Here is a 13,610-nt window from a genome sequence, read left to right on the forward strand (position 1 = left end):
AACTTCTGACTCAGGACATTAGGCGGGCAGGAGCCTTGTCACCAGCCACGTCAACTGGTGCACGTTCCGGCATTCGTACATCTCGACGACCTCCGCGTAGGCGTGCGCCTCGGAGTCCCCGGTGGACCACAGCGCGGTCCGCTCGGGATTGAGCCAGTACGTATGCCTCGCCTTGGCGGCGATTCCGCGTACCGCGGCCAGATTCGGGTCGCCGCCGTTGGTCCTGGCGTCGCCGAGGATCAACATGGACGTCCTGGGCCCCACGGCGTCCGCGTAGCGCTCGGCGAACTCGCCGAGCGCGTTCCCGTAATCGCTGCGGCCGTCCCACCGGGTGAGTTCGGCGTCGGCGAGGATGCGGGCGCCGAGGTCTTCGGGGTCGGCCGCACCCGTGTCGACGAGGTGGGTGATCTCGTCGCAGGCGTCGATGAACGCGAACACCCGCACCTTGCTGAACTGATCGCGCAAGGCCTGCACGAGCAGCATCGTGAAGTTCGCGAATCCGGCCACCGAGCCCGACATGTCGCACAGCAGCACGATTTCCGGCCGCCCCGGCCGGTGCCGCCGGTACGACGGCCGCATCGGGACACCGCCGGTGGACAGCGAACGCCGCAACGTCCGGCGCAGGTCGATCTGCCCGCGCGCGTGCCGTCGGCGGCGGGCGGCCAGCCGGGTGGCGAGTTTGCGCGACAGTGGCTGTACGACCCGGCGGAGTTCGGCGAGTTGCGCACGGCTGGCGAGCAGGAAGTCGACGCGGTCGGCGGCGGGTGGCACGGCGTGGCGCGAAACCCGTTCCCTGCCACGGACTTCCGCTACCCGGCGGCGTGCTTCGGTGCGGACGAGCCCGCGGAATCCTTCGACCCGACGGCGGACGTCGTCACGGTCCAGTCTGTCAGTGAAGTCGTTCAAAGCGCCCGCGCGGATCGCTTCGAGCACCCGGACCACGAGTGTCTGCGGCTGAAGGCGTTCCAGTGTCTGGTGGGCCGACCAGCCACCCGCGCCCGCCGTGCCGCCGTACTCCCCCAGCATGTCGACGGCGAGCCCGGCGAGTTGTGTCAGTTCCGTCTGGTCGTTGGCCGCGAGCGCCGAAGCGAGCCGATCGCGCAGTGCCGCCAGGTCGTCGACGGGGTCCTGAGAGGGTGCGCCGATTCCGAGCGGGAAGTAGATGTCGAAGGTCGCGTCGAACACCGCGCGCTGGCCGCCGCGCCGGACGAGCGCCGCCGCGAGACCTTCCCGCATCTGCTCGCGTGAGGCCAGTCCCAGCACTTCGAGTGCCGCGGCGGCGTCGACCGTCTCACTGGGACCCGCCGGGATCCCGTGTTCCCGCAACGCTTCCACGAACTCGACGAGCCTGCCCGGCACGCCGCTCACGAGTCGAGGACCTTGCCGAGTTCCAGTCGCGCGTCCGCCTTCACGATGTCGTCCTGGTGTTTGAGGATGACGCCGAGACTCGCGCGGACGACGTCCTCGCCGAGGCTGTCGGCGCCGAGCGCCAGCAGAGTGCGGGCCCAGTCGATGGTTTCGGCGACCGACGGCGCCTTCCGCAGTTCCATCGCCCGCAGCGCGGTGATCACCTTGATCACGGACGCGGCGAGCGCGTCATCGACACCCGGCACCTTGAGCCGCACGATGCGCTGTTCCAGTGCGGCGTCGGGGAAATCGATGTGCAGGAACAGACACCGCCGCCGCAGCGCCTCGGACAGTTCTCGTGTCGCGTTCGAGGTCAGCACCACGAACGGTTTACGCCCAGCGGTGATCGTGCCGAGTTCCGGGACGGTGATCTGGAAGTCGCCGAGGACCTCCAGCAGCAGCCCCTCGATCTCGACGTCGGCCTTGTCGGTCTCGTCGATGAGCAGGACGGTCGGCTCGTCGCCCTTGATGGCCGTCAGCAGCGGCCGGGCCAGCAGGAACTCTTCGCCGAAGATGTCGTTGCGGGCTTCGTCCCACGTCTCGTCTTTGCCTGCGGTGATCCGGAGAAGCTGCTTCGCGTGGTTCCACTCGTACAGCGCGCGGGACTCGTCGACGCCTTCGTAGCACTGAAGCCGCACGAGCCGAGACCCGCTGGCCTCCGCGACGGCCTTCGCCAGTTCGGTCTTGCCGACCCCGGCGGGGCCCTCGATCAGCAACGGCTTGCCGAGGGCGTCCGCGAGGAACACCGTGGTGGCGACGGCCGCGGAGGCCAGGTAGCCGGTGTCGGCGAGCTTCGCCGTCACGTCTTCGACGGATGTGAAGTACCCGGTCCCAGCCACGCGGCCTCCCAGCTTCGATCGCCTACCCGGCCGACTCTACGTCGCGGATCCGCTTGGGCAGCAGGAACCCGACCGCGAAGGTGAGCATCACCATCACCGCGACCACCCAGAACGTCCGCTGGGCCGCGTCGGTCGGGTCGGCGGTCCCGGCGTCGAAGAACACCGTGCCCAGCAACGCCATGCCCAGCGCGCCGCCGACCTGCTGAAGCGACGTCAGCGCGCCCGAAGCCGATCCGGCCTCCGACGGTTCCACTCCGGACAGTGCGATCTCGAAGTACGGCCCCATGATCAGGCCCGATCCGATCCCGACCACCAGCAGCGCGGGCGCGATCAGCCACGGACCGGTCTCCGGGCCGAGGAGCAGCAGCAGGGCGACCACGCCCGCGGCCATGATCAGCGCACCGGTGTGCAGCACCTTGCGGCCGTGCTTGCGGACCACCTGCACCAGACCCATCCCGACGATCATCCCGAGTGACATCGGCACCCCGGTCAGACCGGCCTTGAGCGGCGAGAATCCGAGCCCGAGCTGCAGGTACAGCGTGAACACGAGGCCGAAGCCGGAGAAGGCCGCGAAATAGATCGTCCCGGTCGCCATCCCGGCGAGGAAGCTGCGCTTGCGGAACAGGCTGGGCTCCACCAGCGGGGCGCCGCCGCGAAGGCTCTTACGCTTCTCGAACCACGCGAAGACGCCGAACACCACGACAGCGGCGGCCATCATCGCGAACGTCCACAGCGGCCAGCCGTACTCGCGGCCCTGCACCAGCGGGAAGACGATCAGCAGCGCACCGGTCGTGGCGAGCAGTGCGCCGGGGATGTCGAGTTTGAGCGAGGCGCCGGGCCGGTTGGCAGGCAGGAACTTCACCGCGGCCAGCACGGCCAGCGCGCCGATCGGGAGGTTGATCAGGAAGATCATCCGCCAGCCGGTGCCGAACAGATCGGCGTCGACGAGCCAGCCTGCCAGGATCGGCCCGCCGACCGCGGCGAGGCCCATGACCGGGCCGAACATGCCGAACGCGGACTGCAGTTCCTTGCCGGAGAACATCTCCTTCATCATGCCGAGGCCCTGCGGGATCATCGCGGCGCCGAACAGGCCCTGCACCACCCGCGCGGCGATGATCATCTCGGGGCTCACCGCGATCGCGCAGAACAGCGAGCCGACGACGAAGCCGATCGCGCCGATCAGGAACATGCGCTTGCGACCGAAGATGTCGCCGAGCCGCCCGCCGGTAAGCAGACCGGAGACCATCGCGAGGGTGTACGCGACGCCGAGCCACTGGATCATCGCCGTGCCGCCGCCGAGCGAGGCCCGCATGACCGGCCCCGCGATGCTCGTGACCGTCATGTCGAGCAGTTCCATCACCGAGCCGGTCAGGATCACGAACAGCGCGGGCCAGCGCCAGCGGTACGGCTTCTCCACGTTCTCCGTGGTCAGACCGCTCGGGGTGTCCAGTGTCATCGTCATGGGAACAACGCTAAAGTCAATTCCGGCCACTTTCTGACCGGAATCGGGGCGAATCTGGATTCATGGCGAATACGAGTGCGCGGATGCTGCGGCTGCTGTCCCTGCTGCAAACACACCGCTTCTGGTCGGGGATCGAACTGAGCGACAAGCTCGAGGTGAGCGAGCGGACCTTGCGGCGCGACGTCGAAAGGCTGCGCGAGCTGGGCTATCCGGTCAACGCGAGCCGCGGCGTCGCGGGCGGCTACCAGCTGCGGTCGGGCACGGTCATGCCGCCGCTGTTGCTGGACGACGAGGAGGCCGTGGCGATCGCGGTCGGCCTGCGGACGGCGGCGAGCGGGTCGGTCGAGGGCATCGAGGAGACGTCGGTCCGGGCGCTGACGAAGGTCGTCCAGGTGATGCCGCCACGGCTGCGCAGGCGCGTCGACGCGCTTCAGGCGTACACGACGCCGGCGGCGGTCACCGGTCCCCGGGTCAACGCGGCCAGCCTGACGGTGATCGCGCAGGCCTGCCGGGACGACGAAAGGCTCAAGTTCGACTACGCGGCACGCGGCGGCGAGGAGTCCGCGCGGCTGGTCGAGCCGCATCGGCTCGTCTCACTCGGCCGCCGGTGGTACCTGGTGGCGTGGGATCTCGACCGGGTGGACTGGCGCACTTTCCGCGTCGACAGGCTCACCGAGCCGCGCGCCACCGGAGCCCGCTTCCGGCCGCGGGAGATCCCGGGCGGCGACGCCGTCAAGTTCGTCGAAGCCCAGATCAAGGCAAGGCCGACCACGCATACGCTGGTCGTCCGGGTCGAGGCGCCGAAAGCCCAGGTCGAGGCGGCGGTGCGGTATCTCGGCGGTGCGCTCGAGGCGATCGACGAGGAGTCCTGCCGCCTGACGATGAACGTCGACACCTTCGACTGGCCCGTGCTGATCCTCGCCGCCATCGGCGCGCCCTTCGAGGTCGAGAGCCCTTCGGCGTTCAAAGATCACCTCGGCACCGTCGCCAGCCTCTTCTCCCGCGCCTCCGGCGGCTAGCATCGGGCCCGTGAGCACCTATGTCGCGGCCGAGGGCCGATACGAGAGCATCCCCTACCGCCGCACGGGGCGCAGCGGACTGAAGCTGCCCGCGATCTCGCTGGGCCTGTGGCACAACTTCGGGCACGACAAGCCGCTGGGCACCCAGCGGGACATCGCGCGGCGGGCGTTCGACCTGGGCATCACCCATTTCGACCTCGCCAACAACTACGGCCCGCCCTACGGCTCGGCGGAGGAGAACTTCGGCAGGCTGCTGGCCTCGGACTTCAAGCCGTACCGCGACGAACTGGTCGTCTCGACCAAGGCGGGCTACGACATGTGGCCCGGCCCGTACGGCGAGTGGGGCTCACGCAAGTACCTGCTGTCCTCTTTGGACCAGTCGCTCGGCCGGATGGGCCTGGACTACGTCGACATCTTCTACTCGCACCGATTCGACCCCGAGATGCCGCTCGAAGAGACCGTCGGCGCACTCGACACCGCCGTCCGCTCCGGGCGCGCGCTGTACGTCGGCATTTCGTCGTACTCGTCGGAGAAGACCGCCGAAGCCGCGCGGCTCCTGCGGGAACTGGGCACGCCGCTGCTGATCCACCAGCCGTCGTACTCGATGTTCAACCGCTGGCTCGAAGGCGACAAGCTGCTCGACACCCTCGAAACCGAAGGCGCGGGCTGCATCGCTTTCTCACCGCTGGCGCAGGGCATGCTGACGAGCCGCTACCTCGACGGTATCCCGGAGAACTCCCGCGCCGCGCAAGGAAAGTCGCTGAACCCGGATACGATCACCGAGAGCACGCTCGGCAAGATCCGGGCGCTGAACGAGATCGCGCGGCGTCGCGGCCAGACGCTGGCGCAGCTCGCCCTCGCGTGGGGCCTGCGCGACCCGCGGATGACGTCGGTGCTGATCGGCGCGAGCAGCGTCGCCCAGTTGGAGGACAACGTCGGCGCGCTGAAGAACCTGCACTTCACCAACGAAGAGCTGGCCGAGATCGACCGCTACGCCACCGAGGCCGACATCAACCTGTGGAAGCGGTCTACCGACGGATCTTGATCGCCCGCGCGACGAGAACGCCGGCGTAGAGCGCCGAAAGGATGAATCCGAACACGTAGGAGAGTGTCGGGTTCTCGAGGAACATCCCGAGGATGACACCGAGGATCAAGGTGCCGACGATCAGGATGAGCGTCGTTCCGACCACCCAGCCGAGCACACTGGCCGGTGTCCACACGGGTTTCGGTTCGGTGTCTCGGTTCATCCGCCCAGTGTGGCCGCCACGTTCGGGGACAGGTCCCGAAAACGCGTTGCCCCGGCGGGCGGAGGGACCGAGACTGCGGACATGACGTTCGAAGATCTGCTCGCCAAAGGAGAAGCCGTCCCGGTCGAAGGCTGGGACTTCTCGTGGTTCGAAGGCCGGGCCACCGAGGAACGGCCGCCGTGGGGGTACTCGCGGCTGCTCGGCGAGCGGATGGCGGCGGCTTCCGCCGGGCTGGACCTGCAGACCGGCGGCGGCGAGGTGCTCGCGGGCATCCCGAAACCGCCGCCGGTCCTCGCCGCGACGGAAGGCTGGCCGCCGAACGTCGAGGTCGCCAGGAAAACCCTCGCGCCACTCGGCGGCCAGGTGGTCGAGGCGGAATTCGACGCGCCGTTGCCCTTCCCCGACGAATCCTTCGACGTGGTGAGCAGCCGCCATCCGATCGAGAACCCGTGGCGGGAAATCGCGCGGGTGCTGCGACCGGGCGGAACCTTTCTGTCGCAACAGATCGGCGCCGGGACCGTCCGGGAACTGAAGGAGTTCTTCCTCGGCCCGCAGGACTACGGCGGCTGGACCCCCGAGGTACTGCGCACCGAGGCGGAAGCCGTCGGACTGCGGGTGGAGCGGCTGGAACCGGCGAAACTGCGGATGGAGTTCTTCGACCTCGCCGCGGTCGTCCACTTCCTGCGGAAGGTGATCTGGATCGTGCCGGGCTTCGAGGTGGCGAAGTACCGCGACAAGCTCGCGGAACTCCATCGGATGATCGAGACCGACGGGAAGTTCGTCGCGCACTCCCGGCGGGTGCTCGTGGAGGCCGCCAAGTCCATCGCTTGACCAAATTTCAAAATCAGTCATAAACTAGCGGCGTGACCGAGGACAGGCAGGAACGCGCCGAACGTATTCTCGACGCCGCCGCGGACCTGCTCCTGCGGCACGGCTACCGGCGGGTGACCGTGGAGGACGTCGCCGAGCACGCCAATGTCGGCAAGGGAACCCTTTACCTGCACTGGAAAACCCGCGAACAGCTGTTCCTCGCGGTCATGCTGCGGGAGGCGGCGCGGTCCATCGAGAACCTGGCACAGGCGATCGAGGACGATCCCGACCTCACCCTGCTGCACCGGATGACCCGCACCCAGTTCCTCAACGTCGTGCGCAGGCCCCTGCTCCACGCGCCTTACCTCGCCGACTCCGGTGTGCTGGGCAAGCTCGCGGCGAAGCTCCACGAAAACCAGGATCCCCGGCATCACGAGGCGTTCCTGGAGTACTTGAAACTGCAAGCCGAGCACGGCCTGATCCGCACCGACATCGAGGTCGAAGACCTGGCGAAGGCCTATCAAGCCGTCCTGCACGGTTTCCTGCTCGCCCCGGCGGAGGATCCCGAAGCCGCCGCCGACCTGCTGGCCGACACCGTCGCCCATGCCTTCCAGCCGACAGCCACTCCTCCCGCCGCGAAGGTGCGCGCGGCGGCACCGGGTGCCATCGCCCTCTTCCGCGCGACCGCGGAAATCGACCGCGCCAACCTCCGGCGCGCCTACTGACGGGAGCCGCGCATGCGGACCGGAATCCTCCTCGACGAAATCGGTGTCCCCTTCGGCGACGTCGTCGCGCAAGCGAAAGAAGCCGCCCGGCTGGGCTACGACGCGATCTGGCTCGCACAGCGCGGCGGCTGGGACGCCCTCACCGCGCTGACGGCGCTGGGCGCGGCCGCTCCCGGTCTCGCACTGGGCACTTCGGTGATCCCCACCTACCCGAGGCACCCGATTTCCTTGGCAGCGCAGGCTTTGACGCTACAAGCCGCCACGGGCGCACCGGTCTCACTCGGCGTCGGGCTGAGCCATCGGCCGATCATCGAAGACCAGTACGGCTATTCCTTCGACCGCCCTGTCCGGCACCTGCGCGAGTACCTTCAGGCGCTCTACCCGTTGCTGCACCACGAAAAGGCCGACGTGCACGGCGAGACGCTGACCGCTGTCGGCACCGTCGAGGCACCCGGTGCCGAGCCGCCTTCGGTCGTGGTCGGCGCGATGAGCCCACTGTCACTGAAGGTCAGCGGCGCTTACTCCGACGGTGTGGTGTCCACCTGGGCCGGGCCACGCTCGCTGGAGGAGTACATCGTCCCGACGCTGACGAAAGCGGCCACAGAGGCAGGGCGTGCGGCACCGCGCGTCATCACCGGGCAGCTGATCTCCGTCACCGACAACCCCGACGGACCACGGGACTGGGTCGCCGAGAACTACGGCATGGCGGCGAACATCCCGGCGTACCAAGCGATTTTCACCCGTGACCGGGTCGACGGTCCTGGCGGGACGGTGATCGCCGGTGACGAGGAGTTCGTCCGGGCGCGGATCCGCGAGCTCGAAGAGGCCGGTGCGACGGAACTGATCCTGATGCCGGTGGGGACGCCCGGCGAGCAAGCGCGAACCCGGGAACTGTTCGCCTCATGAGTGTCGCGAAAGCCACTTTCGGGACATCTGGTGTCCCGAAAGTGGCTTTCGCGACATGCCCGGATGCGCGTGGTGCGGTCACGAAGGTCCCGCGACCCACGCCACCTTCGCCTTACCCTCACGAGCCCAAACGCTCCAGCTGCTCAGCCGTCAGTGTGACCTCCGCGGCGGCGAAGTTCTCCTCCAGGTGCGTGATCTTCGCCGTCCCTGGGATCGGCAGGATCACCGGCGACCGCGCGAGCAGCCACGCGAGCCCGACCTGCGCCGTCGTCACCCCGAGTTCGCCCGCGACGGTGGCGATCTCGGCGGTGGCGTTCGACGCGGCGCCGAGCACCGGACGCCAAGGCAGGAAAGCGATCCCCGCCGCCTCACACGCGTTCAGCACCGCTTCGTACTCCCGATCCACCAGGCTGTAGCGGTTCTGCACACTCGCGATGTCCACGATCTCCCGCGCCCGCGCGAGTTCGTCCACGGTGACCTCGGACAGCCCGATCCGGCCGATCTTGCCCTCGTCACGCAGGTCCCGCAGCGCGCCGAGTTGGTCGGCCAGCGTGGTTTCCGGGTCGATGCGGTGCAGTTGCAGCAACTCGATCCGCTCGACGCGCAGCCGTCGCAGCCCCTCCTCCACCTGCACGCGCAGGGAGTCCGGCCGCCCGTCGTACTTCCAGTCGTCCCCGATCCGCACGACGCCGACCTTGGTGGTGACCACCAAGTCGTCCGGGTACGGATACAGCGCCTCGGCGAGCAATTCCTCGTTGGCTCCCCAGCCGTACAGATGCGCGGTGTCGATCAGCGTGATACCCAGGTCGACCGCCCGCCGGGCGACCGCGATCGCGTCCTCGCGCGCGGGCCCGGCTTCGGTCGGCAGGCGCATGGCGCCGAAACCGAGACGGTGTACGGGCAGGTCTCCGCCGATGGCGAACTCGTTCATGGGTGGAACCTAGCGCAGCGGATCCCGCGGCGAAGGCAGATGCGAAGTATCCGGGAACATGTGGAGCGCGCGCAAGGCGGCGCCGAGTTCGGCGATGTCGGCCGGGTCGGTCAGCGAACGGCCGAGTTCCTCGGTGATCCGCTTCAGGCGGTGCCGGATCGTGTTGGGGTGGCAGAACATCCGCTCCGACGTCAGTTTCGTGGAGCCCTGGCATTCGAACCACGCCCGCAACGTCAGCAGCAGCACGTTCCGGTCGTCGCCGGGCAGGTCAAGGATCGGCCGCAGTACGTGGTGGGCGAGCTGGACCGACGCCTCCGGCGCGCTGGCGACGAGACCGGCGAGCGGGGATTCGTTGAACTGCACCATTCCCGTCGTCCCCGGCGTCATGCTGGAGAGCGCGACCCGCGCCAGGTGCAGCGCGCGGGAGGTGTTCCCGAGGCCGGTGAACACCGGGCTGACACCGATGCGGCCGATCGAGTTCTCCCGCAGCAGCTCGATGATCACCTGCGGCGCCGATGGATCCCGCATCGACACGACGCCGACCTGAAGGTCCGGGGTGAGCCGCCAGGCGGACGCGTGATGCCGGTCGCGGAGCCGGTTTTCTATCTGTGGCAACGGTTCGTGCCCGACGCGCGGGGTCTCCGCCGCGACGACCACATAGGTTCCGTCCAGCGAGAGTTCCAGTACGCGCGCGATGTCCCACAGCGTGCCCTCGGTCGCGGCGCCACCGGCGAACAACGCCTCGACCAACGCGGAGCGCCGGCTTTGGTGCGCCAGCATGACTTCGGCAGTGGTGTCGCGGTAGGTCGTCGTCAAGGCCTCGGCATAGTCGTCGACCAGTGCCCAGATCGCCGACGTCGCGGCGACGAGGCCGCGGAGGTCCTGGTGCTCGCCCGAAGCGGTCAGTTCGACGAACCGGTTCCACACCTCGGTGAGCCCGATCCGGTACGCCCGCAGGAGTTCCGGCAGCGGCGCGCCCTGCAACGCCCGTGCGCGCCCGGTCGCCCGTGCCTGCGCGAGGTCGGGTTCCTCCGTGCCGCGCAGGGTCCGCATGACGTACTCGAGGTTGTTCCGCACCGAGGTCCGCAGTTCGGCGAGGGACACGAACTGCGCGTCGTGGTACACCGGCATCTCGGCACGGATCTGCTCGACCGTGGTCTCGATCAGCGCGGGCAGTTGCCGTTCGACCTCGACGGCCAGTTCGGCGACGACGGCCGCCGAACCTTCGCGGAGCACAGTTCGATAGTGCATGGACGTCCTCCGGGGCAGGGACTCCTCGTCGAGCCCCTGGGGAGGTCATCTAACACGACATCTCCGGAAGTGGCCTGCCGAAGCCAAAGGACCCCGCTGGTGCGGCGAAAAATCGGGATTTCCACCGCACCAGCGGAATTTTCACAGTTTCGCGGCCGCGCTCTTGATGGCCTCGCGGATCCGGAAGTAGGTACCGCACCGGCAGACGTTCTGGATCGCGTCGATCTCGGCGTCCGTCGGGTTCTTCGTCTTCTTCAGCAACGCCACCGCGGCCATGATCTGCCCCGGCTGACAGTAGCCGCACTGCGCGACGTCCTGCTCCAGCCAGGCCTCCTGCACCGGGTGCAGGTCATCGCCGTCGGCGAGGCCTTCGATCGTGGTGACGTCCTTGCCCGAGCACTCGGACACCGGCGTCACGCACGGGTTGAACGCCTCGCCGTCGAGGTGACTGGTGCAGGCCTTGCAGACGTTGATCCCGCAGCCGTACTTCGGACCGCGGACACCGAGCTTGTCCCGCAGCGCCCACAGCATGGGCAGATCCGCGGGCGCGTCGACGGTGACGGTCTTCCCGTTCACCGTGAAGGTGTAGTTGGGCATCGGAACTCCTTGGCGGGGAAGGAAAGTCAGCGGGGGAAGGGCTCGAAGTCGACCGGGAAGTTGATCGGGAAGCTGCGCGGTTTGATCCCGGTGGCCCGCGCGTAGGCGTTCCCGATGGCACCGACCGGGGCGGGTACGCCGAGTTCGCCGGCACCGCCGATCTCGCCTGTCTCCGGCATGACGAACACCTTGACGTCCGTCGGCGAGTTCTTTTGCCGCGCGTAGTGGAACTGCGAGTAGCTGCCCTCCAGCGGCAGGCCCTTGTCGATGTGCAGCCCGGCGGTCAGCGTCGTGGAGATGCCGTCGGTCAGGCCGCCGAGCATCTGCGCCTCGATCCCGCGCGGGTTGATCGGCTTGCCGACGTCGACCGCGATGGTCGCCTTGGTGACGCGCGGGTTCTTCGGGTCGCGGCCGTCGAGTTCGACGAGGCAAGCGGTGTACGACTTGTACTCGCCGTGTACGGCGACGCCCTGCGCGAAGCCCTTGGGCATCTTCTTGCCCCACTCGCCGAGTTCGGCGACCTTGTCCAGCACCGCGCGCTGCCGCTCGTTCTTGATGAACTCGCGCCGGAACGCGACGGGGTCCTTGCCGAGTTTCGCGGCGATCTCGTCGACCATGATCTCTTCCGCGCCGCGCGTGCTCGCCGAGTACACCGACCGCCAGGCGCCGGTGTGGAAGGCATGCGGGACCTCGTTGAGCAACTGCGTAGTGACGCCGAAGTTGTACGGCGACTTCACCGTCAGCAGGAACACCGTCTGCGCGAAGCTCAGGTTCCCACCGACCGGAAGCTGCGCGGCGAACGCGGTGAGAACCTCGCCGAGCCCGTGACCCCAGTCGGTCTCCACACTGGCGACGCGATGTTCGAAGGTGAGCACCTGGCCGAGCGCGAAAGTCGCGCGGATCTTGTGGTGGCTCGCGGCGCGGGCGCGGCCGTGGCGCATGTCGTCGATGCGGCTCCACATCAGCCGCACCGGCCGCTTCATCGCCTTCGAGATCCGCGCGGCCTCGATCGCGCCATCGGAGAACAGCCTGCGGCCGAACGAACCGCCAGCCTGCTGGACGTGCACGGTGACCTTGTTCGCGGGGAGGCCGAGTTCCGCCGCGATGTTCTGCTTCGCGAGGATCGGGACCTTCATGCCGGACCAGATGGTCGCGCTGTCCTCGCGGACGTCGGCGACCGCCGAGTTGGTCTCCAGCGGCGCGTGACTGGCGAAGGCGAAGTCGAATTCACCGTCGACGTACTGGGTCAGCAGCGGCGGCACGACGAACGGCAGCGCCGCGGCCTTCAGCTTCTTCTTGATCGTCGCGTTGTTCTCGCCGTCGACGGTGCCACCGTTCCAGGTGACGTCGAGGGCGTTCTTGCCGTCAAGCGCCTGGCCGAAGGTCTCGGCCAGCACCGCGACCCCGGTCTTGATGACGGCGATGTCGATGATTCCCGGCATCGCGCGGACGGCGGCCTCGTTGTTGACCTTCTTGACCGTGCCGTTGATCGTCGGCGGGCGGCGGACCATGGCCGGCTTCGCGCCGGGGATGTCCAGGTCGAGCGTGTACTTCAGCTGCCCGGTGACCATCGCGCGGGCGTCCTTGCGCGACTGCGGCGTGCCGACCAGCTTGTGCGCGGACTCGGCCTTCGGGGTCACCGCGAGCTTCCCCAGATCCGCGCGGGCGGCGGGCTTGGACAGCGCGCCGTACCCCATCCGGCGGCCGTCGGGTGCGATCACCGAACCGTCCCTTGTGGACAGCCGGTCGGCCTTGGCACCCCACTGTTGCGCGGCTGTCGCGACCAGCCTGGCGCGGGCGGCGGCCGCCGCGGTCCGCACCGGGGTGTACAGCGAACGCATCGTGTTGGAGCCGCCGGTCAGCTGGTTGAACAGCAGTTCCGGGCGGGCGTCGGAAAGCACGACGTCGACGCGGTCGAGCGGCAGGTCCATCTCTTCGGCGACCAGCATCGCGTTCGCCGTGGTGATGCCCTGGCCGACCTCGGTCCGCGGCAGTTCCAGCCGCACGCGGCCGTCTTCACGGACTTCGAGCACGAGCAGGCCAGCGGTGGGGGCGTTCGAAAGGATCAGGACGTCGCCGAGGTCGAGGATCTCGGCCGGGCCGGGCAGGGTCGGGATGACGGCTTCGGCCTCTTCGGGCGCGACGGTGTCGATACCGATCTTCGTGGCGATCGTGAGGGTGGGCGCCGCGACGAGGAAGGTCAGGAACCGGCGGCGGCCGAGGCCGCCGGGGTCCTGGTCTTGGGTTCCAGTGGTGGGACTGGCCATCGGGAAGATCCCTTCGAGAGCGCGCGGAGAAGGCGGGGACCCTCGCGCGGCCTGGGGTCGGATGGCGACACGCTAGGCATCGGCATTCGGCCTAGTCAACGCGGAGTAGTCGTGTCAGCCCATCTGTGTGACGAGATGACAGCGAAGAG

Annotated in this window: 13 protein-coding genes; 5 read left to right on the forward strand and 8 right to left on the reverse strand. The window is 68.5% G+C overall.

Annotated elements, in window-relative coordinates; genetic code table 11:
- Positions 1 to 18: 18 nt before the first annotated feature.
- From ACLARN_RS26295 to ACLARN_RS26305, 3 genes are read right to left on the reverse strand one after another with little or no spacing between them, the layout of a single operon-like run.
- Entirely contained in the window at positions 19 to 1,368 is a 1,350-nt protein-coding gene (locus ACLARN_RS26295) for a vWA domain-containing protein (RefSeq protein ID WP_409494125.1), read from the reverse strand.
- Complete coding sequence (locus ACLARN_RS26300; protein ID WP_409494126.1) at positions 1,365 to 2,246, reverse strand: AAA family ATPase; 882 nt, start codon at positions 2,244 to 2,246, stop codon at positions 1,365 to 1,367. Before ACLARN_RS26300 ends, ACLARN_RS26295 begins: the two co-directional genes overlap by 4 nt.
- Before the next feature lie 22 nt (positions 2,247 to 2,268).
- Positions 2,269 to 3,708, reverse strand: a complete 1,440-nt coding sequence (locus ACLARN_RS26305; protein WP_409494127.1) for an MFS transporter — start codon at positions 3,706 to 3,708, stop codon at positions 2,269 to 2,271.
- 62 nt (positions 3,709 to 3,770) lie between these two features.
- On the opposite strand from ACLARN_RS26305, the gene ACLARN_RS26310 reads away from it, so the two are divergent.
- Positions 3,771 to 4,727 carry a helix-turn-helix transcriptional regulator gene (locus ACLARN_RS26310; protein ID WP_409494128.1) on the forward strand — a complete coding sequence of 319 codons (957 nt, stop codon included), beginning with the start codon at positions 3,771 to 3,773 and terminating at the stop codon, positions 4,725 to 4,727.
- 10 nt (positions 4,728 to 4,737) lie between these two features.
- Entirely contained in the window at positions 4,738 to 5,772 is a 1,035-nt protein-coding gene (gene mgrA / locus ACLARN_RS26315) for an L-glyceraldehyde 3-phosphate reductase (protein WP_409494129.1), read from the forward strand.
- On the opposite strand, the gene ACLARN_RS26320 is transcribed toward mgrA, so the two are convergent.
- On the reverse strand, positions 5,756 to 5,974 hold the full coding sequence (locus ACLARN_RS26320; RefSeq protein ID WP_409494130.1) for a hypothetical protein: 219 nt from the start codon (positions 5,972 to 5,974) through the stop codon (positions 5,756 to 5,758). The genes mgrA and ACLARN_RS26320 overlap by 17 nt on opposite strands.
- Before the next feature lie 81 nt (positions 5,975 to 6,055).
- On the opposite strand from ACLARN_RS26320, the gene ACLARN_RS26325 reads away from it, so the two are divergent.
- From ACLARN_RS26325 to ACLARN_RS26335, 3 genes are read left to right on the forward strand one after another with little or no spacing between them, the layout of a single operon-like run.
- Positions 6,056 to 6,805 carry a class I SAM-dependent methyltransferase gene (locus tag ACLARN_RS26325; RefSeq protein WP_409494131.1) on the forward strand — a complete coding sequence of 250 codons (750 nt, stop codon included), beginning with the start codon at positions 6,056 to 6,058 and terminating at the stop codon, positions 6,803 to 6,805.
- Positions 6,806 to 6,837: 32 nt separating this feature from the next.
- Entirely contained in the window at positions 6,838 to 7,509 is a 672-nt protein-coding gene (locus ACLARN_RS26330; RefSeq protein WP_409494132.1) for a TetR/AcrR family transcriptional regulator, read from the forward strand.
- 12 nt (positions 7,510 to 7,521) lie between these two features.
- Entirely contained in the window at positions 7,522 to 8,415 is an 894-nt protein-coding gene (locus ACLARN_RS26335; protein ID WP_409494133.1) for a TIGR03564 family F420-dependent LLM class oxidoreductase, read from the forward strand.
- 118 nt (positions 8,416 to 8,533) lie between these two features.
- On the opposite strand, the gene ACLARN_RS26340 is transcribed toward ACLARN_RS26335, so the two are convergent.
- The 4 genes from ACLARN_RS26340 to ACLARN_RS26355 form a co-directional block, all read right to left on the reverse strand.
- Positions 8,534 to 9,346 carry an aldo/keto reductase gene (locus ACLARN_RS26340; protein ID WP_409494134.1) on the reverse strand — a complete coding sequence of 271 codons (813 nt, stop codon included), beginning with the start codon at positions 9,344 to 9,346 and terminating at the stop codon, positions 8,534 to 8,536.
- A 9-nt stretch (positions 9,347 to 9,355) separates the two neighbouring features.
- A complete protein-coding gene (locus tag ACLARN_RS26345; RefSeq protein ID WP_409494135.1) occupies positions 9,356 to 10,597 on the reverse strand; it encodes a PucR family transcriptional regulator in 1,242 nt (413 codons plus the stop codon).
- Between the two features lie 141 nt (positions 10,598 to 10,738).
- Positions 10,739 to 11,194, reverse strand: coding sequence for a (2Fe-2S)-binding protein (locus ACLARN_RS26350; protein ID WP_409494136.1), 456 nt, complete (start codon positions 11,192 to 11,194; stop codon positions 10,739 to 10,741).
- Positions 11,195 to 11,220: 26 nt separating this feature from the next.
- Positions 11,221 to 13,461 (reverse strand): molybdopterin cofactor-binding domain-containing protein, encoded by a 2,241-nt coding sequence (locus ACLARN_RS26355; protein WP_409494137.1) that lies wholly within the window; start codon positions 13,459 to 13,461, stop codon positions 11,221 to 11,223.
- Positions 13,462 to 13,610: the final 149 nt, after the last annotated feature.

The organism is Amycolatopsis sp. cmx-11-12 (genome assembly GCF_046269425.1).
Taxonomy (GTDB): Bacteria; Actinomycetota; Actinomycetes; order Mycobacteriales; family Pseudonocardiaceae; genus Amycolatopsis.

Bases quoted from the DNA above. Each gene is read 5' to 3' on its own strand.
- ACLARN_RS26310 (WP_409494128.1), top strand. From the start codon at position 3,771: ATGGCGAATACGAGTGCGCGGATGCTGCGGCTGCTGTCCCTGCTGCAA.
- ACLARN_RS26340 (WP_409494134.1), bottom strand. From the start codon at position 9,346: ATGAACGAGTTCGCCATCGGCGGAGACCTGCCCGTACACCGTCTCGGT.
- ACLARN_RS26355 (WP_409494137.1), bottom strand. From the start codon at position 13,461: ATGGCCAGTCCCACCACTGGAACCCAAGACCAGGACCCCGGCGGCCTC.
- ACLARN_RS26305 (WP_409494127.1), bottom strand. From the start codon at position 3,708: ATGACGATGACACTGGACACCCCGAGCGGTCTGACCACGGAGAACGTG.
- ACLARN_RS26335 (WP_409494133.1), top strand. From the start codon at position 7,522: ATGCGGACCGGAATCCTCCTCGACGAAATCGGTGTCCCCTTCGGCGAC.
- ACLARN_RS26325 (WP_409494131.1), top strand. From the start codon at position 6,056: ATGACGTTCGAAGATCTGCTCGCCAAAGGAGAAGCCGTCCCGGTCGAA.
- ACLARN_RS26350 (WP_409494136.1), bottom strand. From the start codon at position 11,194: ATGCCCAACTACACCTTCACGGTGAACGGGAAGACCGTCACCGTCGAC.
- ACLARN_RS26320 (WP_409494130.1), bottom strand. From the start codon at position 5,974: ATGAACCGAGACACCGAACCGAAACCCGTGTGGACACCGGCCAGTGTG.
- ACLARN_RS26345 (WP_409494135.1), bottom strand. From the start codon at position 10,597: ATGCACTATCGAACTGTGCTCCGCGAAGGTTCGGCGGCCGTCGTCGCC.